The organism is Actinoplanes hulinensis (assembly GCF_019429605.1).
Classification (GTDB): Bacteria; Actinomycetota; Actinomycetes; order Mycobacteriales; family Micromonosporaceae; genus Actinoplanes; species Actinoplanes campanulatus.
Genome location: NZ_JAHXZI010000010.1, coordinates 151,305 through 174,550, shown reverse-complemented (window position 1 = coordinate 174,550; position 23,246 = coordinate 151,305). Strand labels below are relative to the sequence as shown.

Annotated in this window: 19 protein-coding genes, 3 tRNA genes and 1 pseudogene; 17 read left to right on the top strand and 6 right to left on the bottom strand. The window is 71.8% G+C overall.

What is annotated here, in order from left to right:
- Positions 1–7: 7 nt before the first annotated feature.
- From KZ829_RS20360 to KZ829_RS43160, 4 genes are all read left to right on the top strand, one after another.
- Positions 8–847 carry an SAM-dependent methyltransferase gene (locus KZ829_RS20360; RefSeq protein ID WP_220145517.1) on the top strand — a complete coding sequence of 280 codons (840 nt, stop codon included), beginning with the start codon at positions 8–10 and terminating at the stop codon, positions 845–847.
- On the top strand, positions 844–2,034 hold the full coding sequence (gene metK, locus KZ829_RS20355) for a methionine adenosyltransferase (RefSeq protein ID WP_220145516.1): 1,191 nt from the start codon (positions 844–846) through the stop codon (positions 2,032–2,034). The genes KZ829_RS20360 and metK overlap by 4 nt, the downstream gene beginning before the upstream one ends.
- Before the next feature lie 40 nt (positions 2,035–2,074).
- Positions 2,075–3,259, top strand: coding sequence for an oxygenase MpaB family protein (locus KZ829_RS20350; protein WP_220145515.1), 1,185 nt, complete (start codon positions 2,075–2,077; stop codon positions 3,257–3,259).
- A gap of 90 nt (positions 3,260–3,349) precedes the next feature.
- Positions 3,350–4,441 carry a dipeptidase gene (locus KZ829_RS43160; protein ID WP_308285592.1) on the top strand — a complete coding sequence of 364 codons (1,092 nt, stop codon included), beginning with the start codon at positions 3,350–3,352 and terminating at the stop codon, positions 4,439–4,441.
- Positions 4,442–4,542: 101 nt separating this feature from the next.
- On the opposite strand, the pseudogene KZ829_RS20345 reads toward KZ829_RS43160, so the two are convergent.
- Positions 4,543–7,155: pseudogene (locus KZ829_RS20345) on the bottom strand (ATP-binding protein); the annotation flags it as partial.
- A gap of 396 nt (positions 7,156–7,551) precedes the next feature.
- Here KZ829_RS20345 and KZ829_RS20340 point away from each other — a divergent pair.
- Positions 7,552–7,974, top strand: coding sequence for an acyl-CoA thioesterase (locus tag KZ829_RS20340; RefSeq protein WP_220145513.1), 423 nt, complete (start codon positions 7,552–7,554; stop codon positions 7,972–7,974).
- Positions 7,975–8,180: 206 nt separating this feature from the next.
- Here the strand turns inward: KZ829_RS20340 and KZ829_RS20335 are convergent, their stop codons facing one another.
- Positions 8,181–8,354 (bottom strand): hypothetical protein, encoded by a 174-nt coding sequence (locus KZ829_RS20335; protein ID WP_220145512.1) that lies wholly within the window; start codon positions 8,352–8,354, stop codon positions 8,181–8,183.
- Between the two features lie 275 nt (positions 8,355–8,629).
- Between KZ829_RS20335 and KZ829_RS20330 the strand changes: the two genes are divergently transcribed.
- From KZ829_RS20330 to aqpZ, 6 genes are all read left to right on the top strand, one after another.
- Positions 8,630–8,818: a hypothetical protein gene (locus tag KZ829_RS20330; protein ID WP_220145511.1), complete on the top strand. Its 189-nt coding sequence runs from the start codon at positions 8,630–8,632 to the stop codon at positions 8,816–8,818.
- 93 nt (positions 8,819–8,911) lie between these two features.
- Positions 8,912–8,983 (top strand) — tRNA-Gly (locus KZ829_RS20325).
- A gap of 39 nt (positions 8,984–9,022) precedes the next feature.
- Positions 9,023–9,093: transfer RNA gene (locus tag KZ829_RS20320), tRNA-Cys, on the top strand.
- A gap of 10 nt (positions 9,094–9,103) precedes the next feature.
- Positions 9,104–9,178 (top strand) — tRNA-Val (locus KZ829_RS20315).
- 202 nt (positions 9,179–9,380) lie between these two features.
- Positions 9,381–9,905, top strand: coding sequence for a hypothetical protein (locus tag KZ829_RS20310; protein ID WP_220145510.1), 525 nt, complete (start codon positions 9,381–9,383; stop codon positions 9,903–9,905).
- Between the two features lie 150 nt (positions 9,906–10,055).
- Entirely contained in the window at positions 10,056–10,820 is a 765-nt protein-coding gene (gene aqpZ / locus KZ829_RS20305) for an aquaporin Z (RefSeq protein WP_220145509.1), read from the top strand.
- Between the two features lie 250 nt (positions 10,821–11,070).
- Here aqpZ and KZ829_RS20300 read toward each other — a convergent pair whose 3' ends face one another.
- On the bottom strand, positions 11,071–11,583 hold the full coding sequence (locus KZ829_RS20300) for a phospholipase (RefSeq protein WP_183215992.1): 513 nt from the start codon (positions 11,581–11,583) through the stop codon (positions 11,071–11,073).
- Between the two features lie 317 nt (positions 11,584–11,900).
- Between KZ829_RS20300 and KZ829_RS20295 the strand changes: the two genes are divergently transcribed.
- Positions 11,901–13,253 carry an FAD-dependent oxidoreductase gene (locus KZ829_RS20295; RefSeq protein WP_220145508.1) on the top strand — a complete coding sequence of 451 codons (1,353 nt, stop codon included), beginning with the start codon at positions 11,901–11,903 and terminating at the stop codon, positions 13,251–13,253.
- Positions 13,254–13,257: 4 nt separating this feature from the next.
- Here KZ829_RS20295 and KZ829_RS20290 read toward each other — a convergent pair whose 3' ends face one another.
- Positions 13,258–15,156 carry an acyl-CoA dehydrogenase family protein gene (locus KZ829_RS20290; protein WP_220145507.1) on the bottom strand — a complete coding sequence of 633 codons (1,899 nt, stop codon included), beginning with the start codon at positions 15,154–15,156 and terminating at the stop codon, positions 13,258–13,260.
- Between the two features lie 180 nt (positions 15,157–15,336).
- Between KZ829_RS20290 and KZ829_RS20285 the strand changes: the two genes are divergently transcribed.
- From KZ829_RS20285 to KZ829_RS20265, 5 genes are read left to right on the top strand one after another with little or no spacing between them, the layout of a single operon-like run.
- Complete coding sequence (locus KZ829_RS20285; RefSeq protein ID WP_220145506.1) at positions 15,337–16,188, top strand: S1C family serine protease; 852 nt, start codon at positions 15,337–15,339, stop codon at positions 16,186–16,188.
- A gap of 20 nt (positions 16,189–16,208) precedes the next feature.
- Positions 16,209–17,201, top strand: a complete 993-nt coding sequence (locus tag KZ829_RS20280) for an AAA family ATPase (RefSeq protein WP_220145505.1) — start codon at positions 16,209–16,211, stop codon at positions 17,199–17,201.
- Entirely contained in the window at positions 17,198–18,082 is an 885-nt protein-coding gene (locus KZ829_RS20275) for a DUF58 domain-containing protein (protein WP_220145504.1), read from the top strand. The genes KZ829_RS20280 and KZ829_RS20275 overlap by 4 nt, the downstream gene beginning before the upstream one ends.
- Entirely contained in the window at positions 18,079–19,032 is a 954-nt protein-coding gene (locus KZ829_RS20270; protein ID WP_220145503.1) for a VWA domain-containing protein, read from the top strand. The genes KZ829_RS20275 and KZ829_RS20270 overlap by 4 nt, the downstream gene beginning before the upstream one ends.
- Positions 19,032–20,108 (top strand): VWA domain-containing protein, encoded by a 1,077-nt coding sequence (locus KZ829_RS20265; protein ID WP_220145502.1) that lies wholly within the window; start codon positions 19,032–19,034, stop codon positions 20,106–20,108. The genes KZ829_RS20270 and KZ829_RS20265 overlap by 1 nt, the downstream gene beginning before the upstream one ends.
- Positions 20,109–20,594: 486 nt before the next feature.
- Here KZ829_RS20265 and KZ829_RS44070 read toward each other — a convergent pair whose 3' ends face one another.
- Positions 20,595–22,532 (bottom strand): bifunctional sugar phosphate isomerase/epimerase/4-hydroxyphenylpyruvate dioxygenase family protein, encoded by a 1,938-nt coding sequence (locus KZ829_RS44070; RefSeq protein WP_281428186.1) that lies wholly within the window; start codon positions 22,530–22,532, stop codon positions 20,595–20,597.
- A gap of 6 nt (positions 22,533–22,538) precedes the next feature.
- Positions 22,539–23,180 (bottom strand): TetR/AcrR family transcriptional regulator, encoded by a 642-nt coding sequence (locus tag KZ829_RS20255; protein WP_220145501.1) that lies wholly within the window; start codon positions 23,178–23,180, stop codon positions 22,539–22,541.
- Positions 23,181–23,246: the final 66 nt, after the last annotated feature.

Sequence of the window (23,246 nt, the reverse complement as noted above, 5' to 3'; positions counted from 1 at the left end):
GACACCCATGCACCCGCCCACACCCACCGGAGTCAGCCGGACCGCCGTCCTGATCGCGCAGGCCCGGGCACGCGAGGGCCGCCGCAGGGACCGGATGTTCATCGACCAGTACGCCGGACCGCTCGCCGCCGCGGCCGGCTGGATCGGCAACCTGAGCCGGGCCGGGATGCTCGTCGAGGACCACTTCGTGCTGCGTACCCGGTACTTCGACGACTACCTGACCGCGGCGCTCGACGACGGCATCCGGCAGGTGGTGCTGCTCGCCGCGGGGCTGGACAGCCGGGCGTACCGGATGCTGTGGCCGGACGGCACCCGGGTCTTCGAGGTCGACCTTCCGGACCTGCTCAGCTTCAAGAACGAGGTGCTGGCCAAGCGGGGCGCGGTGCCGTCCTGCGAGCGGGTGCCGGTGCCGGCCGACCTGCGCGAGGAGTGGCCGGGCGCGCTGCGGGACGCCGGCTTCGACCCGGAACTGCCCACCGCCTGGCTGGTCGAGGGCCTGATGGTCTACCTCACCGCGGCGGACAACGACCGCCTGCTGGCCCGGATCGGCGCCCTCAGCGGCGTCGGCAGCAGGCTGGCGATCGAGCACGTGAACCAGGCGTACAGCGAGCACCCGCGGATGAAACCGGCGCACAACCGGCTCGCCGCCACCGCCGCCTCCTGGCAGTCCTCCGTGGAGGATCCGGTCGCCTGGCTGGCCCGGCACGGCTGGCGCGGCCGGATCACCGGGCAGGCGGAGATCGCCAAGCGCAACGGCCGGGACATCCCGCCGATCGCCGACGTCGCGGTGATGGGCGACGCCCGGCTGTGGCTGGTGGACGCCGTCCAGGAGGGCGCGGACCGGTGAGAACACATCTGTTCACCTCCGAGTCGGTCACCGAGGGGCACCCCGACAAGATCGCCGACCAGATCAGCGACGCCGTCCTGGACTGCATGCTGGCCGGTGACCCGGAGTCGCGCGTCGCGGTCGAGACGCTGATCACCACGGGGCAGGTCCACGTGGCCGGCGAGGTGACCACCCAGGCCTGGGTCGACATCCCGGCGGTGGTCCGCTCGACCCTGCTGGACATCGGGTACGACTCCTCGTACAAGGGTTTCGACGGCGCCACCTGCGGGGTGAACGTCGCGATCGGCACCCAGTCGCCGGACATCGCCCGGGGCGTCGACCGGGCGCTGGAACGGCGTACCGGGGGCGGCGACGATCCGCTGGACGCCCAGGGCGCCGGCGACCAGGGCCTGATGTTCGGCTTCGCCTGCGACCAGACCCCGGAGCTGATGCCGCTGCCGATCGCCCTGGCGCACCGGCTGGCCCGCCGCCTCGGCCAGGTCCGCCGCGACGGCACGATGGCCTACCTGCGGCCGGACGGCAAGACCCAGATCACCGTCGAGTACGCCGGCCGGCGCCCGGTGCGGCTGCACACCGTCGTGGTGTCCAGCCAGCACGCGGCCGGCGTCTCGCTGGACGGCCTGCTCACCCCGGATGTGCGCGAGCACGTGATCGAGCCCGAACTGGAGGGCCTCGGCCTGGACGTCGACGGCTACCGGCTGCTGGTCAACCCGACCGGGCGTTTCGAGGTCGGCGGCCCGATGGGCGACGCCGGACTCACCGGCCGCAAGATCATCGTCGACACGTACGGCGGCTGGGCCCGGCACGGCGGCGGCGCGTTCTCCGGCAAGGACCCGTCCAAGGTGGACCGGTCCGCGGCGTACGCGATGCGCTGGGTCGCCAAGAACGTGGTGGCCGCCGGGCTGGCGGCCAGCTGCGAGGTGCAGGTGGCGTACGCGATCGGCGCGGCCCGCCCGGTGAGCCTGTCGGTGGAGACGTTCGGCACCGAGAACGTGCCGCCGGAACGGATCGAGAAGGCCGTCGGCGAGGTGTTCGACCTGCGCCCGGCCGCGATCTGCCGGGATCTCGGCCTGCGCCGCCCGATCTACGTCGGCACCGCCGCCTACGGCCACTTCGGGCGGGAGCTGCCCGAGTTCACCTGGGAGCGCACCGACCGGGCCGCGGATCTGAAGGCGGCCGCGGCCTGAGCCGGTAGCGTGCGAATCCGGATTCACTTATCGTCGGTTCATGACGACGCACGCGGATCTGCGGGTGCCCACCCGGTTCGGCGCCGACCGTGAGTGGTCCGAGCGGGCGGCCCGCCCGCTGCGGCTGGTCGCCGGCCCGGGAGCGAACCCCACGGGGGAGGAACTGGCCGCGCTCGGCGCCGGGCTGATACGCCGCGACGAGCTCGCCGCCGAGCTGGTCCGGGCGGTGCGGCCGAACGAGCTGCACCGGGCGCTCGCCGCCGGCCCGGGCGGTGACGTGCCGGAGCCGCTGCGGGCCTTCTACGACGCGGTCGGGCGGCGGCCGTCCTGGGTGGACGACACGTTGCTGGCCCGCGGCGCCGAGGCCTGCCGGACCTTCGGCATGGACGCCGGCCTGGTCCTGGCGTACGGGTCGCTGCTCGGCGGCTACCGCACCGCGGCCGCGCTGGAGCCGCTGGTGCGGACCGGGCGGCTGGCCGGTGGCGAGACGCTGCGCCGGATCCAGGAGACCTCGATCTGGTGGCGCGCGGTCACCGCGCCGGGCGGCCTCGAGCCGGGCGCCGCGGGCTACCGGCTCAGCCTGCACGTCCGGGTCATGCACGCGCTGGTCAACGCCCGCCTGGAGGCCGATCCGGCCTGGGACTGGGAGCTGCGCGGCGTGCCCGTCAACCAGTACGACCAGGCCAGCACACTCGGCGTCTTCAGCACCAGCTTCCTGCTGCACCTGCGGCTCCTGGGAGTCCGGGTGCCCCGCGCCGACGCCCACGCGGTGATGCACCTGTGGAGCTACATCGGCTGGCTGATGGGTGTCGACGAGGACTGGCTGCCGCACACCGAGCGGCGCGGCCGGCGGCTGCTCTACCACTTCCTGTCCCACGATCCGCCGCCGGACGGCAACAGCGTCGCCCTGGCCCGCGCGCTCATCGACATGACCGACGACGTGACGACCGGCTGGCGGCGCCGCTACGAGCGGGAGCGGGCCCTGTCGGTGAGCTGCTGGCTGCTCGGCCGGGCCGCCCTGCGCGACCTCGGCCTGCCCTACCGCCCGCCGTGGTACGGCCTCGCCCGGATAGGCGCGAACCTGCTGGTCAGCCAGGGCCTCGGGCGGCTGCCCGGAGGCCGCGCACGGCTGCTGGCCCGGTCCGAACGGCAGGCGCGGGCCCAGTTCCGCCGCTGGGGCGCCACCCTCCCGCCGGACCTCCCGCCCGGCCTCCCGCCGGGCTGACAGAAACGTGCCAGAAAACCGGCAGACGCCCGTGACAGCCTGACCACGTCGCCGGGACGAGACACGGCTTCGGATGGGGTGTGACCGCGGGTGTGGCCGATCGACGAGTCTGCTCGTGACGGGGGCGACCGAATCGCCCGCCTGCTCAGCGCGTACCCGCTGATCGACGGGCACAACGATCTGCCGGACGCGCTGCGCACCCTGGCCGGAGGCCCGGTCTCCCCGGCCGAGCTGGAGAAGTTCGCCCTGGACCAACCGCATCCACGGACCCGCACCGATCTGCCGCGGCTCACCGCGGGACGGGTCGGCGCCCAGTTCTGGTCGGTCTACGTGCCCGGCGACCTGCCACCGGCCGCCGCCGTGGTGCGCACCCTCCAGCAGATCGACCTCGTCCACGAGATGACCCGGCTGCACTCCGGCCGGCTGGCGCCGGCGCGGACCGCGGACCAGGTGGAGGCGGCCTTCCGGGCCGGGCGCATCGCCGGGCTGATCGGGGCCGAGGGCGGCCACAGCATCTGCGACTCGCTCGCCGTCCTGCGCATGCTGGCCCAACTGGGCGTACGGTATCTGACCCTCACCCACAACCAGAACGTCGCCTGGGCGGACAGTGCCACCGACGTACCCCGGCTCGGTGGCCTGAGCGACTTCGGCCGTGAGGTGATCGCCGAGATGAACCGGATCGGCATGCTGGTCGATCTGTCGCACGTCGCCGACACCACGATGCACGACGCCCTGGACGTCAGCTCCGCGCCGGTGATCTTCAGCCACTCGTCGGCGCGGGCGCTCTGCGGCCATCCCCGCAACGTGCCCGACGACGTGCTGACCCGGCTGCCCGGCAACGGCGGCGTGTGCATGGTGACGTTCGTCCCGGCGTTCCTGACCGCCGACCGGTGGGCCTGGGAGCGGCAGCCGGACGGCCCGCCCCCGCCGGTGACGGTGGAGCAGGTGGCCGACCACGTCGAGCACGTCCGTGCGGTCGCCGGGATCGAGCACGTCGGCATCGGCGGCGACTTCGACGGCTGCGGCGACATGCCGGCCGGGCTCGACGACGTGTCCGGCTATCCCCGGTTGTTCGGGGAACTGGCGGCCCGCCGCTGGTCCGACGCGGACCTGGCGGCACTGGCCGGCGGCAACGTGCTGCGGGTGATGCGGGCCGCCGAGACGGTCTCCGGCGGGCAGTGACAGCCGAACCGGGCACGCCACCCGGTCAGCTCGGTGCGTTCCCGGACGCCCAGCTCCTGAAAGACCTCCCCGGCCGCCGCCCAGTCCCGGTGCGCGGCATCGTGATCACCGGCCGCGCGGCGGGCGGCGCCCAGATCCCGCAGCGTCCGCGCCCGCCCCAGCTCCATCCCGATGGCCCGCCACTGCTCGGCGGCCGACTCCAGCAGCCCGATCGCCTCGGCCGGCCGCCCGGCCGCCAGATGCAGCTCACCGAGGGTACGGGTGACCAGCGCCGTCCCGTACCCGTCGCGCCGCCCGGTGGTGGTGGCCAGCGCGGTCCGCAGCGGATCCCGGCCCCGCTCCGGATCGCCCTGCCGGATCCACACCTTGGCCAGCGCCTGCGCCGTGTAGGCGGCCAGGTGCGGATCGCCGATCCCGGTGGCGATGGCATGCGCCGAGGCACAGTGCTCGGCGGCCTCGGCCAGCTCGCCCCGGGCCCGGTGCACCAGGCCGATGCCGCGGATCGAGATCAGCTCGCCGCGCCGGTGGCCGATCCGCCGGTACCGCTCCAGTGCGGACGCGAAGTGGCCCAGCGCGACCCCGTCGTGGCCCAGCTCCCGGTGCGCGAAACCGAGGCTGTAGTGGGCGTGCGCCACCCCTGCGTCGTCACCCAGCCGGTCCAGCATCTCCCGGGCCCGGTTGATCTGCGGCAGCGCGACGGTGTGCTCGCCCAGCTCCCGGCCCACGGTGCCGAGGCCGTTCAGCGCCACCGCCTGGCCGTGGTCGTGCCCGGCCGCCTCGAACAGCCCGGCCGCCCGGGAGAAGTGCTCCCGCGACTCCGGAAACCGGTCCTGGGCGTAGCGCAGCTGGCCGATGCCGCACTCCATGGCCGCCTCGGCGAGACGGTTCCCGGCCCGGCGGGCGGCCACGCTGACGGCGGTGTGCGTGCGCTCCCAGCCGTCGAAGTTGTTCCGGGCCGCGAACGACGCGAACACCAGCGCGTCGGCCAGCCCGCACGCCGGCTCGACCAGATCCAGCGCGGCGGCCCGCTCCACCGCGGCGATCAGGGCCGGCTCCTCATGGGTGAACCAGCAGTGCAGGTCGACCCGGTCGATGGTGGTGGCCCAGTGCGCGGGCGGCTCCGGCAGGCCCGCCGGATGGTAGAGCCGCGGGGTGGCCACCGGAAGCTGCTCGGCCAAGCGCTCCACCAGGCGCAGCAGCGCGGCGAGCGCCCCGGTCACGGTCGCCCGGGCGGCCTCCGGTTCGGCCCGGCTCAGCTCGCCGGCGTACAGGCGGACCAGATCGTGCATGCGGTAGCGGATGCACGACCCGTCCGTGCCGATGACGTCCAGCAGCCGCGCGTCGGTGATCTCCTCGACCAGGTCGCCCGCCTCGTCCAGACCGGTGCCGAGCAGCGCCGCCACGGTGAGCGCGGTCAGCGACGGCGGATCCAGGCTGCCCAGCGCACGGAAGGCGACCTGGGCCCGCGGGCTCAGCCCGCGGTAGCCGACGGCCAGCCCGGCCCGCACCTCCATGTCGTCGACGGCCAGCTCGTCCAGCCGGCGGCGCTCGTCGTCGAGCCGGTCGGCGAGCTGGGCGACCGCCCAGTGCGGCCGGGCCACCAGCCGGGCGCCGGCCACCCGGACGGCCAGCGGCAGCCGCGCGCACAACCCGATGAGGCGGGCGGTCTGCTCCGGATCGGCGTCCGTCCGGGCCGCGCCGATCACCCGGGTGAGCAGCGCCCACGCCTCGCCCAGCGACATCATGCCCAGCTCGACCCGGCCGGTGGCGGGCACCGTGGCGAGCCGGAACCGGCTGGTCACCAGCAGCGCCGAACCGGCGTCCCCGGGCAGGAACGGATGAACCTGCCGGGCCCGGACCGCGTCGTCGACGACCACCAGCACCCGGCGGCCGGCCAGCTCGGCCCGGTAGCGCGCCTCACGCTCGCGGAGATCCGGATTTCCCTGCGCGTCCGCGTCGGTGACGCCGAGCATGCGCAGCAGCCGGCTCAGCGCCTCGGCCGGCTCCAGCGGGTCGGCGCCGCCGACGTCCAGGAATAGCAACCCGTCCGGGTAGTGGTCCCGGACCGCGTGCGCCACATGCACCGCGAACGCCGTCTTCCCGGCGCCGCCCGGCCCGGAGACCACCACCACCGGGCTGGCCCGGTGCGCCCGCAACGCCGCCACGGTCTCGGCCACCCGCTCCCCGAAACCGGTGTAGTCGGGCAGGTCCGGGGGGAGCAGGAACGGCTTCCCGGCCGCCTTCGGGAGCGCGGGCCCGGCACGCTCCGGCACGGACGCGGCGGGTGTGCGCAGGATGGCGGTGTGCGCTTCGCGCAACAGCCGCCCGGGCTCCGTCCCCAGCTCATCGACGATCCGGTTGCGCGACCGGGCAAACAGATCAAGAGCCTCGACGGTACGCCCGGAGGCGTGCAACGCACGCATCATGGCCGCGATCAGCGGCTCACACAGTGGATCCCGGGTCAGCGCCGCGGCCAGCCGGTCGACCGCCTCGACGGGCCGGCCCCCCTCCACGGCGGCCGCCGCCCAGTCGGCCAGCGTCGCGAGCCGCTGCTGCTCCAGGCTCTCCCGGGTCAGCCGGGCCCACTCGCCGGGCAGCCCGGCCAGCGCCTCGCCACGCCACAGCCCGAGCGCCTCGTCCAGTGCGGCGAGCCGGTCGCCGGGCCGGGCGGACCGGGCCGACTCGAGCAGCTCACGGAACCGGAACAGGTCCACCGCGCCCTCCGGGACCTGCAACGTGTAGCCGCCGGACCAGCGGACCAGGGTGACCCCGGTGCTGTCCTTGACCACCCGGCGCAGCCGGGCCACATAGCCGTAGAGAGCGCCGCGGGCGTCGGCCGGCGGCCCGTCGCCCCAGAGCCGGTCGATCAGCGTCTCGAAGGTGACCGGATGCCCGCCGTCGAACAGCAGCGCGGCCAGCAGGTGACGCTGTTTGAGCGCGCCGAGCGCGACGATGCGTGCCCCCTCGGATGCATCCACCGGACCCAGCAGCCGGAAACGCACCACACCTCCTCGGACACGGACCTCGCGCCGGCCAAGCCTAGGGCTGGGAATCGTCAGCGTCTATGTCGTTTCCGATCCCGCGCCACCGGGGTGTGCCAGGATCGGGTGATGGCTGACCTCTTCCAGGTACGCGTCGCGGTCCGTGGCTACGAGCTGGATCTCCAGGGCCACGTCAATCAGGCGGTCTATCTCCAGTACGGCGAGCACGCCCGCTGGCAGTGCTTCCTCGCCGCCGGGGTCGGGCCCGACGTGCTGGTCCGTGCCGGTGTCGGGCCGGTGGTGCTGGAGACCACGATCCGCTACCTGAAAGAGCTGCGGGCCGGCGACGAGGTGGACGTGACCTGCCGCTTCGTCTGGGGCGACGGCAAGACGTTCCGGGTCGAGCAGGACTACACCCGGGCCGACGGGGTGCCGGTGGCCAGGGTGACCGGGGTGGCCGGGCTGATGGACCGGACGACCCGGCGGCTGGTCGCCGACCCGGCTGGGCGGCTGCGGGAGCTGGCCACCGACCCGTCCTGGCTCGGCGTCTGACAGGGCGGCGGGGCTCGCCCACCGCCGCACCGTCGATCGGGTCCCGGTTCCTGCCCGGAGCCCTGCTGGCCGCCGCCCGTCTCGCCGGAGCCCTGGCGGGGTGCCTTGGGTGCCGCCCGTCCCGCCGGCCGACGGCGCGACGTGCTCGACCGGCTGGACCTCGACCGCCTGGGTCTCTACCGGTTGAGCCTCGACCGCCTGGGTCTCTACCGGCTTGGCCTCGATCGATGGGGCCTTACCGGCTGGGCCCCGACCGGCTTGATGTCCACCGCGGTGGGTGGCTCGTCCGGGGTGGCCTGCGGCGCGGCGGGCGGGGCCCACGGGCCGACGGCCTCGGTGGCCGGCTCGGCATCCGGGTTGATCTGGTCTTTCGATGTCATCTTGTGCTTCTCGGCTGGCCGCTCCCGGAGGCCATCGTGCGAAGCCCGTTCGTGCGGAGTCTGTGCCGCGATTGAGGGGATGACTGTCGGACCGCTACGTGACCCGGGTCGGCGCCGATCCGGCGGGATGACTCATGGCCCTCCGGGACGGCCGTCCGCTCACCGGCATCCGGCTGAGGTGCCACTGCCGATCGGTCCGGCCCGCTCCGACGAGTGACCGGTATTGCGGTGAACCCGGACGTGCGAGATTGTCGCGCGTGTTCGAGGAGGCCCCCATGGAAGAAGCGTTCGAGGCGTACACCGCCGGTCACGCCGACGGCTCGGCCGGATTGCGCGACCGGCAGCGCGCCGTCCATCCGGATACCGGCGACGACTACCGGATCGGCGTCGTCGATGGCAGCGTCGCGGCGTTCCAGGCGGAGCTGGTCGCCGAGGTCCGGCGGCTGCTCGGCGAGAACCGCTGACCGGCGCCACGCAGAGAAAACCGGGGGCCGCTTTGGCATCTCCCCGGTGGCTCGGCTAAGGTTCATCCGTCGCCAGGGAAACCGGCGCGGCACGCGGAAGTGGCGCAGTGGTAGCGCATCACCTTGCCAAGGTGAGGGTCGCGGGTTCGAATCCCGTCTTCCGCTCGGAGAAGGCTGTTGCTGATCGTGTGCATCGGCCGCCACGGTGGAGTGGCCGAGAGGCGAGGCAACGGCCTGCAAAGCCGTGTACACGGGTTCAAATCCCGTCTCCACCTCGCATCACCAGGGCGATTGGCGCAGCGGGAGCGCGCTTCCTTGACACGGAAGAGGTCACTGGTTCGATCCCAGTATCGCCCACCAGTAGTGCTATTGAACCGGACACCCGTTATGGGTGTCCGGTTCTTGCTGTTCCAGGTCCTTCGGACCCGCGGCGAACTGGATACCGTCACACTCTCGACCCGGCGCGCCCACGTCTCCGTCATCCCGGAATCGAAATTGACAACGATCATTGTCGACTGTGATGATCTGGGGCCTAAGCAGGACAATTCACCCGGGGGAATCGGTGCGCAAGCATGTTCGTTGGTCTGCATCCCGCTGGCTCACCAGCGCGATCATGGTCCTGGTCACCACCGCGGCCGGCCTGGTCCTGACTTCTTCGCCGGCCTCCGCCTCCGTCTACCACTCGACGTTGCAGCTCTGCACGCCTGGTGACGACAGGGTCGTCATCCCGATGGGCAAGATCTGGAGCTTCAGCCCGGTGCACGCCACGAGCGATTTCACGGTCGACGCCAACGACTACTCGTTCCGGACCTGTAGTTGGACCGGCACCAACCACACCTACGAGTACAAGTGCGGCCGTGAAGACGCCAACGGCTGGACGATCAACCTTGTTGCGCGCTGGAGCGGCTCGGAACATGACCGGGTCGTTCACCAGGTCGTCTGCGACCGCCAGGTTCACCGGATCAGCTGGAACAGGACGCACCGGAGCAGCGCTGCCGTGCACTTCCATCTGTGGGCGCCCAGCGGCAGCGGCTGTGATTCCAGCTGCAACAGCTACCTGTACGAGTGGTGGGCGAAGGTCAGCTGACGAACTCGGTGACCGACAGCGCGTGACCGGAGCGGGAGATCCTGCTTCGGTCACGCGCGTTCGAGCGGACATTCTGGGAAGAGGGCCGCCCGCGGCGTAACCAGCAGGGAAAACGCTTCACGCGCCGCCGTGTCGTGGGAGCCTGGCGACATGTCCACGCCCGCGCCGGCGCTGCGCAAACGAATCGCCGCTGAATTCCTCGGCACCTTCTGGCTGGTCTTCGCCGGCTGTGGGTCGGCTGTTCTCGCCGCCGCGTTCCTCAGCCCCGCCGACGTGCAGCTCGGTATCGGTTTTCTCGGAGTGGCGCTGGCGTTCGGATTGTCCGTGATGACGATGGCGTACGCCGTCGGGCACATCTCGGGCGGTCATTTCAACCCGGCGGTGACCGTCGGTCTCGCCGCGGCCGGCCAGTTCCGCTGGCGGGACACACCGGCCTACATCGTGACCCAGGTCGTCGCGGCGATCGCCGGCGCCGGTGTGCTGTACGTCATCGCGTCCGGCAGGCCGGGGTTCGACGCCGTCGAATCGGGCTTCGCGACGAACGGGTACGGCGACCGCTCACCCGGTGGCTACTCGCTGCTCGCCGCACTGGTCACGGAGGTCCTGCTGACCGCCGTGTTCCTGTTCGTCATCCTGGGCGCGACGGACACCCGGGCGCCGCGCGGCTTCGCTCCGATCGCGATCGGTCTCGGCCTCACGTTGATCCACCTGGTCAGCATCCCGGTGACGAACACCTCCGTGAACCCGGCACGATCGATCGGCCCGGCGCTGTTCGCGGGCGGTGACGCCCTCGGCCAACTGTGGCTGTTCATCGTCGCGCCGCTCGCCGGCGGCCTCATCTCGGGGGCCGTCTACGGGCTGCTGCTCGGGCAGAACGAGCCGTCCGCCTCTCTCGAAAGCGCCACCCTCGCCTGACCGGCGGGCTCTCGGAGCCTCACGAGTGTCGCGTCATGCCGGCCAGGGCGTGCGCGCCTTCCTCAAGTGCAGCCGTCCCCGCTTCCGGTCGCTCGCGTCCTGCTTTCGGTTGCCCTTGGTGGGTGGTCGCGGTTCCGCGAGGGTGAGTGGGTGCACACGGTGGCGGTGTCGTGGTCGCCTACGTGGCAGATAGCCGTGGTGGCCGCGCACGTGGCGCCTTCCGCGTGCGGCCACCACGGGCGCCCGGGGTTCAGCCGAGCAGGGCCTCGGCGGCCTCGATGTCGGCGGACTCGACCGCGGCGGTCGAGCCGAAGATGACCACGGCCTCGTAGTAGGTCCAGGCCAGGCTGTTGCAGGCGGGGCGGACGGCGGCGGAGTAGGTGCCGCACTTGCGCTTGAGGTCGGCGTAGAAGGCGTCGTCGAGGCGGGACTTGTTGGCGGAGAAGGCGCCCACCGCCTCGTAGTTGCCGTACCCGAAGTCGTGCCGCTGGCAGGCGAGGGTGAAGTCGAAGCCGAGCGGCTTGTCGGGGCTGGCCGTGCAGTAGTTGGTCTCCCAGTCGAACCCGTAGGCGGCCCAGGCGGCCTGGTTCTGCCGGGCGGCGTTCCAGCTGTTGTAGGAGTCCGCGCTGTTCTGGGTGAAGGAGGCGAGGACCTGGAGCTTCTCGGCGGGGGTGACGGCGTACGCCGGGGTCGTCACGCCGAGCAGGACGGTCACGGAGGCGACGGTGGCGAGCAGCGCGCGGAGGGGGTGTACGCGGGTCATCGAATGCTCCTTCGGGTGGGCAGGGCTACCGATCGGTAACGCCAGATCAGTAAGGCTCGATGCGGCGCCTGCCGGGAACCCCAGAAGCCGATGACCGGGGGCTCAGGGGGGGCGTCTAACGGGTGAACAGGGAGACCCGTTACACAGAAGTGGATGTTTTACCAGGTCAGAGCCCTGCATGAGGGTACCCTAAGTCCGCTTTGCCTGGTTTGTCGAGGGAGGCGGCATTGATCTCAACCTAGGTTGAGGTTTTACAGTCGCTTCGGCCAGCCGTCGATCTTGGCTGACGGAATCGAAGCGCGAGTTAGGAAGCGACCATGAACCGCCCCCTGCGAGTTGCCGTCATCGGAGCCGGCCCGGCCGGTATCTACGCCGCCGACCATCTGATCAAGGCATCGGAGACGGTCACCGTCGACATCTTCGACAAGCTGCCGACCCCCTACGGTCTCATCCGGTACGGCGTGGCCCCGGACCACCCACGGATCAAGGAGATCGTCAACGCGCTCTTCCGGGTCCTGGACAACCCCCGGATCCGGTTCGTCGGCAACGTCTCGTACGGCGTCGACGTCAAGCCGGAGGAGCTGAACCGCTTCTACGACGCCACGATCATCTCCACCGGCGCGGAGAAGGACCGGTCCCTCGACATCCCGGGCATCGACCTCCAGGGCAGCTTCGGCGGCGCGGACTTCGCCTCCTGGTTCAACGGGCACCCGGACGTGCCGCGCGACTGGCCCCTGGAGGCCCGGGAGGTCGCCGTCATCGGCGCCGGCAACGTGGCCATCGACGTCGCCCGGATCCTCGCCAAGACCGCCGACGAGCTGCTGGTCACCGAGATCCCGGACAACGTCTACCAGGCGCTCAGGTCCAGCCCGGTCACCGACGTGCACCTGTTCTCCCGCCGTGGCCCGGGCCAGGTCAAGTTCACCCCGCAGGAGCTGCGCGAGCTGGACCACTCGCCGAACGTCGAGGTGATCGTCCACCCCGAGGGCATCGAGTTCGACGAGGCCAGCCTCGAGGCGATGCGCCAGACCCGGCACATCAAGATGTGCGTGGACATCCTCCAGAACTGGGCCGTCCGCGACCCGCGGGACCGTCCGCGCCGCCTGCACCTGTACTTCCTCCAGGCCCCGGTCGAGGTGCTCGGTGAGGACGGCAAGGTCGTCGGCCTGCGTACCGAGACCCAGGAGCTGACCGGCGACGGCTGGGTGCGCGGCACCGGCGAGTTCACCGACTGGGACGTGCAGGCCGTCTACCGTGCGGTCGGCTACCTCAGCTCCGCGCTGCCGGACCTGCCGTTCGACACCCGCACCGGCACCATCCCGCACGCCGCCGGCCGGGTCATCGACCTCGACGGCGAGCACGTCCCCGGCACCTACGTGGCCGGCTGGATCAAGCGCGGGCCGGTCGGCCTGATCGGCCACACCAAGGGCTGCTCCGGCGAGACGGTCGCCAGCCTCCTGGAGGACCAGGAGCAGGGCCGGCTGCCGCTCGCCCCGGAGGGCGACCCGGACGCCCCGGTCGCCTACCTGGAGCAGCGTGGCCTGCCGATCACGACCTGGGCCGGCTGGCAGCTCCTGGACGCCTACGAGATCGCGCTCGGCGAGCCGCACGGCCGCAAGCGGATCAAGGTCGTCGACCGCGACGAGATGACCGCCATCTCGCGCGGCTGAGCCGCTAGCCGGACGGGGGCGGGACCCGGCGGCGGACGTCCTCGGCGGTGCTGGCGCCGGGTTCCCACGCCGCCACCCAGGGCTTGTCCGCCGGCGGGTGGATCACCCCCTCCTCCAGGAACGCGTACCGGCCGCCGAGCACCCGCTCGGCGGCCTTCGCGTCGAGGGCGTCGGTGTTGTCCCACAGGGCGGCCAGGTGCGCCTCGGCCCGCAGTCGCGCCTGCCGGCAGAACAGGTCGGCCAGCTCCCGGCCGGCGGGACGGTCGCCGCGCTCGGCGTGTGCCCGGGAGACCACCGCGGCCATCGCGAACAGCTCGGCGCCGATGTCCACGATCCGGCCCAGGAACGCCTGTTTGCGCTCCATCCGGCCCTGCCAGCGGGACATCGCGTAGAAGGTGGACCGGGCCAGCCGCCGCGAGGTGCGTTCCACCCACCGCAGATGGCGCGCCAGGGGACCGAATTCCCCGTACGCCGAAGGGTTCTGACCTGAACCGACCGTGAGCGTGGGCAGCCAGCGTGCGTAGAACGCCCCGGCTCGCGCCCCGGCGCGGGCCTTGCGGGCGAGATCGGCGTCCGGATCGATGATGTCGCCGGCCACCGACAGGTGTGCGTCGACCGCCTCCCGGGCGATGAGCAGATGCATGATCTCGGTCGAGCCCTCGAAGATCCGGTTGATCCGCAGGTCGCGCAGGATCTGCTCGGCCTCGGCGGCCCGCTCGCCGCGGGCGTCCAGCGACTCGGCCGTCTCGTAGCCGCGGCCGCCGCGGATCTGGATCAGCTCGTCGGCCACCAGCCACGCCATCTCGCTGGCGAACAGCTTGACCAGGGCGGCCTCGATCCGGATGTCGTTGCGGTGGTCGTCGGCGATCCGGCAGCAGAGGTCCAGCATGGACTCCATGGCGTACGTCGTGGCGGCGATGAAGGCGATCTTCTTGGCCACCGCCTCGTGGTCACCGACCGGGCGGCCCCACTGGACGCGGTCGGCCGACCACTCCCGGGCGATCGCCAGCGCCCGCTTGCCGGCGCCGACGCACATCGCCGGCAGCGACAGCCGGCCGGTGTTCAGCGTGGTCAGCGCGATCCGCAGACCCTTGCCGAGGCCGCCGATCACGTTCTCCGCCGGCACGAACACGTCGTGGAAGCGGGTCACGCTGTTCTCCAGGCCGCGCAGCCCGAGGAACGCGTTGCGCCGCTCGACCGTGATGCCCGGCGCGTCGCCCTCCACCACGAACGCGGTGATCCCCTTCTCCGGGACCCGGGCCATCACCACGAGCAGGGTGGCGACCGTGCCGTTGGTGGCCCACAGCTTCACCCCGTTGAGCCGGAAGCCGCCCTCCACCGGCTCGGCCACCGTGCCCAGCCGGGCCGGATCGGAGCCGACGTCCGGTTCGGTGAGCAGGAACGCGGACACCTCGCCGGCCGCCAGCCGGGGCAGGAACGCCCGCTTCTGCGCCTCGGTGCCGAACAGCTTGAGCGGCTGCGGCACACCGATCGACTGGTGCGCGGAGAGCAGCGCGGCCACCGAGGCGCTCACCGAGCCGGTCATGGTCAGCGCCTTGCAGTAGTGCAGATTGGACAGACCGAGGCCGCCGAACTCCTCGTCGATCTTCATGCCGAAGGCGCCCAGCCGGGCGAGGCCCTGGAAGACCTCGTCGGGGATCCGCGCCTCCCGCTCGATCAGGGCGCCGTCCACTCCGGACCGCAGGAACTCCTCCAGCCGGTCCAGGAACTCGGGCCGGGGCGGCGCCGCCGGCGGTGGGTCGATCAGGTCGAGCCGGAACCGGCCGAGGAACAGCTCCTTGCCGAAGCTGGGGCGGGCCCACTCGGACTCGCGGGCGGCCTCCGCGGTCTGGCGGGCCTGCTTCTCGGAGACGTCGGTGGTTTTGCGCTGAGTCGTGCTCATGGCATTCCCCCTCGGCGGAACACGTTACTCGCGGGTCACCCTGATAGGGAACTCCCGGCAACGTCCGCTTCGTCAGCTTATGGGTGATGTCGCGTACCGGAAACCATGAGCACTCTCTTGGCAAATTCTTAGGAATGGCTTCTAGGGTCAAATAATGCTGAGTGTGGCGGTCGTGCCGTGATGACGGTGCTCCGCCCGGAGGGCGCCGAGACACCGGAACCCCCTCCGGAGGAGCGGAAGAGCCGATGGAACACCGCTGCTCTGCGTCGCCGGGTGCTCATCGGGGCGATCGTGGTGTGGGCGGTGGCGATCACGGTGCTCGTGGCCGTACGCGATGGGGGTGATGACGGCACGCCCACCGGGACCGCCCCGTCGGCCGCGCCGTCCGCCTCGGACGCGCCCCTCACCGTGGCACAGATCCACCAGGCACTCACCCCGTCGGTGGTGGTCATCGAGACCACCGGGCACGACTCGCGGGCCCGTGCCGAGGCGGGCAGCGGCACCGGCGTGATCGCCAACGCCGACGGCACCGTCCTGACCGCACTGCACGTGGTCGACGGCGCCGAGACGATCGAGCTCACGTACGCCGACGGCACCAGGGCCGCGGCCAAGCTACGGAGCGAGGACCCGTCACGGGACATCGCCATGCTCACCCCGGAGAAGCTGCCGGAGACGCTGGTCCCGGCGGTGCTCGGCGGCGGCGCCGCGGTCGGCGACGACGTGGTGGCGATCGGCAACCCGCTGGGGCTGGTCTTCAGCGCCACCAGCGGCGTCGTCTCCGGGCTGAACCGCAGGCTGAACGGCGACGATGGAGGGCAGGGCATCGAGGGCCTCATCCAGTTCGACGCGGCGGTCAACCCCGGCAACTCGGGCGGACCGTTGATCAACGACCGCGGGCAGGTGATCGGGATCGTGATCGCGCTGGCCAACCCGAGCGGCGCCGGCACCTTCATCGGCATCGGGTTCGCGGTGCCGATCGGGGCGGCTCTCGGCGGCACCGGCGAGGGCGACGGACAGTCGCCTCCCCTCTGAGTATGGAAAGCGATGGACGCATGAGCTGGACCGACGCCCCGCCCGCCTCCGCCGGCCCGATCGAGAGGGTGCTGTACGAGGTCAAGAAGACCATCGTCGGCCAGGACAACCTGCTGGAACGGCTGATCGTGGCGCTGCTGGCCCGGGGGCACATCCTGGTCGAGGGCGTGCCCGGCCTGGCCAAGACGCTCGCCGTGAAGTCCCTGGCCGAGGCGATCGGCGGCGACTTCCACCGGGTGCAGTTCACCCCCGACCTGGTGCCCGCCGACATCATCGGCACCCGGATCTACAACCAGCGGACCGGCGAGTTCCAGGTCCAGCTCGGTCCGGTCTTCACCAACCTGCTGCTGGCCGACGAGATCAACCGGGCGCCCGCCAAGGTGCAGAGCGCGCTGCTGGAGACCATGCAGGAACGGCAGGTCACCATCGGCCGGGAGACCCACAAGCTGCCCAGCCCGTTCCTGGTGATGGCCACCCAGAACCCGATCGAGAACGAGGGCGTCTATCCGCTGCCCGAGGCCCAGGTCGACCGGTTCATGATGAAGGTGGTCGTCGGCTACCCGAGCGTGACCGAGGAGTTCGTGGTGGTCGAGCGGGCCCTGGCCCGGGCCGCCGCGATCCAGGCGATCATCGATCCGGAGATCCTCACCGGGCTCCAGGAGGAGGTCGACCGGGTCTACGTCGACCCGTCGCTGATCGAGTTCGCGGTCAACCTGTCGCACGCCACCCGTGACCCGGCCCGGGTGGGGCTCACCGACCTGGCCCGGTACGTCACCTTCGGCGCCAGCCCGCGGTCCTCGATCAGCCTGGTGCTGGCCTCCCGGGCGCTGGCCTACATCCGCGGCCGCGAGTACGTGGTGCCCGAGGACCTCAGCGACCTGGCCCTGGACGTGCTGCGGCACCGGCTGGTGCTCTCCTACGAGGCGCTCTCCGACGAGGTCACCGCGGATCTGGTCATCGCCAAGATCCTGGCGAACATGACGTTCCCGGAGCCGGCGGGCCGGACTCGATGACGACGGCCCCCGATCGGTTGCTGCGGCGCCTGGAGTGGAAGCTCGGGCGCCGCCTCGACGGGCGCCTGCAGGGTTCCTACCGGACCGTGTGGCACGGGGCCGGGCTCGACTTCACCGATCTGCGGGCCTACACCCCCGAGGACGACGTCCGGCACATCGACTGGAACGTGACGGCGCGGGTGGACGAGCCGTTCGTGCGGTTGTACACCGAGGACCGCGAGATGACGGCCTGGCTGGTGATCGACCGGTCGGCGTCGATGCGCTTCGGTGGGGGTGGGGGCAAGGACTCGACCGCGGCCGATCTTGCGATCAGTATCGGGCGGTTGATCTCCCAGGGTGGCAACCGGGTCGGGGCGATCCTCTTCGACAATCAGAGTCACAAGATCATTCCGCCGCGTACGGGGCGGGATCAAGTGTTGCGGCTCGCGCGCGATCTGACCACAAATGTCGCGAAAAAGTCGGATAAAACGACGGACCTGGCGGCCATGCTCAACCTGGCCGCCGCGACGACATCGAAAAGGCGCAGCCTCGTCCTCGTGATGTCCGACTTCATCGGCGACCCCGGCTGGGACCGCCCGCTCGCCCGGCTCGCCCACCGCCACGAGGTCGTCGTCATCCGCGTCGTCGACCCCGCCGAGCTGGAGCTGCCCGACCTCGGCCTGATCCTCGTCGAGGACGCCGAGACCGGCGAACAGTTGCTCGTCGACACCAGCGACCCGCTGCTGCGCGCCCGCCTCACCGAACAGGTCGGCACCCGCGAGCGGGAGGTCGCCGAGGCCATGCGCCGGGCCGGCGTCGACCCCCACCGGATCACCACCGACCAGGACATGCTCGCCACCCTGGTCGACATGGTCCGCCGTTCCGGACGGAGGCCCCGGTGACCTTCCTCTACCCGGCTGTCATCGCCGTCGCCGTCCTCCTGAGCGTCGCGGCGGTGGCCGGATATGTCGCGCTCGCCAAGAGGCGTTCGGCGGCCCTCGAAGCGGCCGGCTTCAAAGGTCTGGGGAAGCGGCGGCACCTGCCGTACGCGCTGATCCTCGCCGCCCTCCCGGTCATGCTGATCGGCCTGGCCCGCCCGCAGGCCGAGGTCGCCGTGCCCCGGGTCGCCGGCACCGTCCTGCTCGCCTTCGACATCTCCAACAGCATGTCGGCCGGCGACGTCGCCCCGAGCCGCCTGGCCGCCGCCCAGCAGGCCGCGAAAGGCTTCGTCGAGGACCAGCCGGACACCGTCGACGTCGGCGTACTGGTCTTCGGCAGCGAGGCCCTGCTCACCCAGGCGCCCACCGACGACCACGCGGCCGCCGTCGCCGCCATCGAACGGGTCTCGCCCAGCGGCGGCACCTCCCTCGGCAAGGCCATCCTGGTCGCGCTCGGCGCCATCACCGGCAAACCGGTCAGTCTGCCCGAGCAGAACAGTGCCGCGCCCGACCTCGGCTACTGGCCGTCGGCCACCATCGTGGTCTTCTCCGACGGTGAGGAGACCGGCGGTCCCGACGTACAGGCCGCCGCCGAACTCGCCGCGGCCGCCGGCGTGCGGATCCAGACCGTCGGCGTCGGCACCGCCAAGGGCGGCACCGTCGAGGTGGACGGCTTCCAGCTGGCCACCGCCCTCGACGAAACCCTCCTGACCGCGGTCGCCCAGGTCACCGGCGGCACCTACCACGCGGCCGGCGACGCGGGCGCGCTCGCCGCCAGCACCGGCTCGATCGACCTGCGGCTCACCACCGAGAAGGAGCCGATCGAGCTGACCGCGCCGTTCGCCGCGGCGGCCCTGCTGCTCCTCACCCTCGGCGGGCTGCTGGGCGTCCGCCGGCACGGAAGGATCATCTGATGTCGCTGAGCTGGCCGTGGGCGCTGCTGGCGGTGCTGGCCGTGCCGCTCCTGCTGACCGCCCGCTGGTGGCTGAACCGGCGCCGCAAGCGGACCGCGGTCACCGTCTCCAGCATCGCGCTGATCCGCGCCGCACTGCCCGGCCGCACCGCCTGGCGCCGCCGGATCCCCGTCTACCTGTTCCTGGCCGGACTGTTCGCCCTGGCCGGCGGCGTGGCCCGGCCGCAGGCGTCGGTCACGGTGCCGTCCAACGACACCACCATCCTGCTCGCCATCGACGTCTCCGGCTCGATGTGCAACACCGACATCGCCCCGAACCGGCTGGCCGTCGCCGTCGACGCGGCCCGCGAATTCGTCGAGGCCCAGGAGGGCGACACCCGGATCGGCCTGGTCGCCTTCTCCGGCATCGCCGGCCTGCTGGTCGCGCCGACCGCCGACAAGGCCCCGCTGCTGGAGGCCATCGAGAACCTCAAGACCGGCCGCGGCACCGCCATCGGCCAGGCCATCCTCACCTCGATCGACGCGATCGCCGAGATCAACCCCGAGGTGGCCGGCACCGGTGTCGAACTGCCCGAGACCCCGGACGGCACGCCGATCGACTACCAGCCGGACACCATCGTCGTCCTCACCGACGGCTCCAACACCACCGGCGTCGACCCGGTCACCGCCGCCCAGCAGGCCGCCGCCCGCCGGCTGCGCGTCTACACGATCGGCTTCGGCACCACCGACCCGCAGCAGATGGTCTGCACCCCCGACCAGATCAGCGGCGACTCGGCCTTCGCCGGCGGAAGCTTCGGCGGAGGCGGCTTCGGCGGCGGCGGCCGGGGCGGCGGCAACCGCGAGATCGACGAGGAAGCCCTCACCCGGGTGGCCGACCTGAGCGGCGGCCGCTACTTCAAGGCCGAGGACGCCGAACAGCTCACCGACGTCCTCGCCGACCTGCCCCGCGAGTTCGGCCTCACCAAGCGGGACGTCGAGATCAGCGCCTGGTTCCTCCTCCTGGGCACCCTCCTGGTCACCGCGGGCGTCACCCTCTCCCTCTGGTGGAACCGCGGCCCAGCGATCCGTCGCCCTTGACCCCTTCCATGTAGCCCAGGGACGTACCTCCGCCCCGCGCGTCGCGCGTCGCGTGCCGCGTGCCGCGTGCCGCCGGCTTCCTGCGCGGATCTTGGACGTTTTCCCACCGGATTCGGTGGTCGACCGTCCAAGGTCGCTGGATGTGGGTGCCTGGGCAACCACATCGGCAGGATCTTGGACGTCTTGCTACCGAATCCGGTGAGAAAACGTCCAAGATCGTCGGCTGCGGGCGGGGCGGGGCGGGGCGCGGGCGCGGGGCGGGTGATGGGCCGCGCCCGGGTGGCGAGATCTTGGACGTTTTGCCACCGCATCCGGTGGGAGAACGTCCAAGATCGCTGGCTGCGGGGCGCCAGGCTGGCGCGGTGGCGCGGTGCGGGGTGGCGCGGTGGCGCGGTGGCGCGGTGGCGCGGTGCGGGGTGGTGCGGTGCGGGGTGGCGCGGTGCGGGGTGGTGCGGTGCGGGGTGGTGCGGGGTGGTGGGTGGAGGGCTAAGGGGTGGTGGTTAGGCGGCGGTGGCGCTGGGCGGCCATGCGTACCGGGGCGTTGGGTTCGCCGAAGCGGTCGTAGCCGGCGCGGCGTTCGGTGATCTCGAAGAAGACGCGGCCGCCGAAGACCGGGGTGTAGAGGTGGAGCAGTTCGCCGCCGGAGAGGTCGCGGTCGTAGAGGATGCCGTGTTCGCGGAGGGTGGCCACGAAGTCGTCGGTGAGGCCGAAGCGGGCGGCCAGGTCGGCGTAGTAGTTGGCCGGGACCGGTAGCGGCGGCAGGCTCAGGGCGCGGGCGGTGGCGATCAGGTCGGCGGTCGTGAAGGCCACGTGCTGCGGGTCGGAGACGGCGGGCGCCCATTCGCCGCGGCGGAGCAGGGCCACGGTAAGGGCGACGCGGACCGTCCTCTGCGGATCGGCTACGGCGCGGGAGCGCATCAGGCCGTACGGTGCCGCGTACTCCTCGGTGGGAAGGTGATCGAGGCCGAGCACCGAGTGGTAGAAGAGCCCGGCCTCGTCGAAGTGGTCGAACGGCTGGGTGAGGCCGAGATGGTCGACGGTGAGCAGCCCGGCGCCGGGGCCGGCCGCCGTGCCGGTGGGCAGGAAGTCGGAGCGCCAGTCGTCGCCGGGGTGGGTGACGAAGACGCTGGTGCCGTCCGGGGCGGTGATCGCGGCGAGTTCGGCCTCGCCGGGCTCGCGCACGTTGGGGTGGGCGGGGGCGGACAGCGCTTCGGCCCGGGCCAGGGAGAGCGGCGGGTTCTCCGAGGTGACGGCGAAGGCGCTGATCGCGGCGGGGCCGGGGTGGGTGACCGCGCTGTTCAGGACGATCCGGCAGGCGCCCTGTTCCCAGAGTTCGACCGGTTTGGTGCGGTGCTGGCCGGTGTGTGCGAAGCCGAGACCGCGCAGCGCGGATCGTAGTTCAGGTCCCGAGTGCCCGTCGATGGCGAACTCGGTGAAGGCGTGCCCGGTCAGCCGTGGAGCGGGAGGAAGACGTCGAACGCCGGACCGGTCCGCGAGCGGAACGGCGGGGGAGACGAGGGGTGCGGCGAGGGCGGGGGAGACGAGGGGTGCGGCGAGGGCGGGGGAGACGAGGGGCGCGGTGGGGGCGGGGGAGGGGAGGGGTGCGGTGGGGAGGGCGGCGAGGCGGTCCTCGAGGAGGGTGAGGGAGCGCATCGCGTCGACGGCGGTGCGGGCCGGATCCGACTGGCGGAAGACGTCGTTGAAGACCTCCAGCGACAGTGGTCCGTCGTAGCCGGCGGACAGCACCAGGCCGAGGAAGCGGGGCAGGTCGAAGGCGCCCTGGCCGGGGAAGAGGCGGTGGTGTCGGCTCCACTGGAGCACGTCCATCCGCAGGTGCGGGGCGTCGGCCAACTGCAGGAAGAAGATCTTGCCGGGGGTGATGCCGGCGATGCCGTCCGGGGGGACCTCGCGGGACAGTACGTGGAACGAGTCGAGGCAGAGCCCGAGCGCGGGATGGCCGGCCCGCTGGACGATCCGCCACGAGTGGTCCCACGTGGACACGTGACGGCCCCAGGCCAGGGCCTCGTAGGCGATCCGGATCCCGTGTGCCGCCGCCCGGTCGGCCAGCAGTGACAGGTGCGCGGCCGCCAGGTCGTCGTCGTCGACCGCGGCCGGGGACACCGACGAGCACACCAGGACGGTGTCGGTCCCGAGTTCGGCCATCACCCCGAATTTGCGCTCGGCCCGCGCGAGGTTGGCCTTGAGCAGCTCGTCCGGCACCGCCTCGAAGTCGCGGAACGGCTGGTACAGGTCGATGGTGAGGCCCAGGTCGGCGCAGCGCCGCCGGATCTCAGCCGGTGACCACGGGGACACCACGAGGTCGTTCTCGAACAGCTCGATGCCGTCGAAACCGGCCGCGGCCGCCGCCGTCAGCTTGTCGTCAAGGGTGCCGGAAACACAAACCGTAGCGATCGACCGGCGCATCGGATCTCACTTTCTCAGATAGCCGGTCACCAGGTCGCCGAGCATGGTGCGGTAGTGCCCGCGGCGGGACTCGTCGAGCAGGTCCCGGTCGAAGAGCGCGCCCCAGGTGTGGCGGTTGGCGACGCGGAAGAAACAGAACGAACTGATCATCATGTGTACGTCGAGGGCGTCGACGTCGTCACGGAACGTGCCCTCCGCGCGGCCCCGGTCGAGGACGCCGCGGAGCAGGTCGACGGCCGAGCTGTTCAGGTCGACCAGCCGGGCCACGTGGTTCATGTGCTTGGCGTGCTGCGCGTTCTCGACGCCGACCAGTTTGATGAAGGCCGGGTGTGCCTCGTGGTGGTCGAAGGTGACCTCGGCGAGGCGGCGGACCGCGGCGACCGGGTCCAGGTGGTCGACGTCGACGGTGCGTTCGGCGGCTCTGATCTCGGCGTACGCCCGCTCGAGAACCGCCAGGTAGAGCTGCTCCTTGCCGCCGAAGTAGTAGTAGATCATCCGTTTGGTGGTGCGGGTGCGGGCGGCGATCTCGTCGACCCGGGCGCCGCTGTAGCCGTTCTCGGCGAACTCCTCGGTGGCCACGTCGAGGAGTTCGGTGCGGGTCCGTCCCGCGTCGCGCTGTCTCTCCACCACGGCCTTCTCCTGTGTCATGAAAAGTAAGTCTGCCGTGAGCCTTGACAGTGTCCGCCGTCACACCCGATAACTAACGTACCAGTT

Excerpts from the sequence above, each read along its gene's own strand:
- KZ829_RS20340 (WP_220145513.1), top strand. The coding sequence starts at position 7,552 with ATGGCTGACCTCTTCCAGGTACGCGTCGCGGTCCGTGGCTACGAGCTG.
- KZ829_RS20290 (WP_220145507.1), bottom strand. The coding sequence starts at position 15,156 with ATGAGCACGACTCAGCGCAAAACCACCGACGTCTCCGAGAAGCAGGCC.
- KZ829_RS20330 (WP_220145511.1), top strand. The coding sequence starts at position 8,630 with ATGGAAGAAGCGTTCGAGGCGTACACCGCCGGTCACGCCGACGGCTCG.
- KZ829_RS20335 (WP_220145512.1), bottom strand. The coding sequence starts at position 8,354 with ATGACATCGAAAGACCAGATCAACCCGGATGCCGAGCCGGCCACCGAG.
- KZ829_RS20255 (WP_220145501.1), bottom strand. The coding sequence starts at position 23,180 with ATGACACAGGAGAAGGCCGTGGTGGAGAGACAGCGCGACGCGGGACGG.
- KZ829_RS44070 (WP_281428186.1), bottom strand. The coding sequence starts at position 22,532 with ATGCGCCGGTCGATCGCTACGGTTTGTGTTTCCGGCACCCTTGACGAC.
- KZ829_RS20295 (WP_220145508.1), top strand. The coding sequence starts at position 11,901 with ATGAACCGCCCCCTGCGAGTTGCCGTCATCGGAGCCGGCCCGGCCGGT.
- KZ829_RS20275 (WP_220145504.1), top strand. The coding sequence starts at position 17,198 with ATGACGACGGCCCCCGATCGGTTGCTGCGGCGCCTGGAGTGGAAGCTC.
- KZ829_RS20280 (WP_220145505.1), top strand. The coding sequence starts at position 16,209 with ATGAGCTGGACCGACGCCCCGCCCGCCTCCGCCGGCCCGATCGAGAGG.
- KZ829_RS20285 (WP_220145506.1), top strand. The coding sequence starts at position 15,337 with ATGACGGTGCTCCGCCCGGAGGGCGCCGAGACACCGGAACCCCCTCCG.
- KZ829_RS20300 (WP_183215992.1), bottom strand. The coding sequence starts at position 11,583 with ATGACCCGCGTACACCCCCTCCGCGCGCTGCTCGCCACCGTCGCCTCC.
- KZ829_RS20360 (WP_220145517.1), top strand. The coding sequence starts at position 8 with ATGCACCCGCCCACACCCACCGGAGTCAGCCGGACCGCCGTCCTGATC.
- KZ829_RS20265 (WP_220145502.1), top strand. The coding sequence starts at position 19,032 with ATGTCGCTGAGCTGGCCGTGGGCGCTGCTGGCGGTGCTGGCCGTGCCG.
- KZ829_RS20350 (WP_220145515.1), top strand. The coding sequence starts at position 2,075 with ATGACGACGCACGCGGATCTGCGGGTGCCCACCCGGTTCGGCGCCGAC.
- aqpZ (WP_220145509.1), top strand. The coding sequence starts at position 10,056 with ATGTCCACGCCCGCGCCGGCGCTGCGCAAACGAATCGCCGCTGAATTC.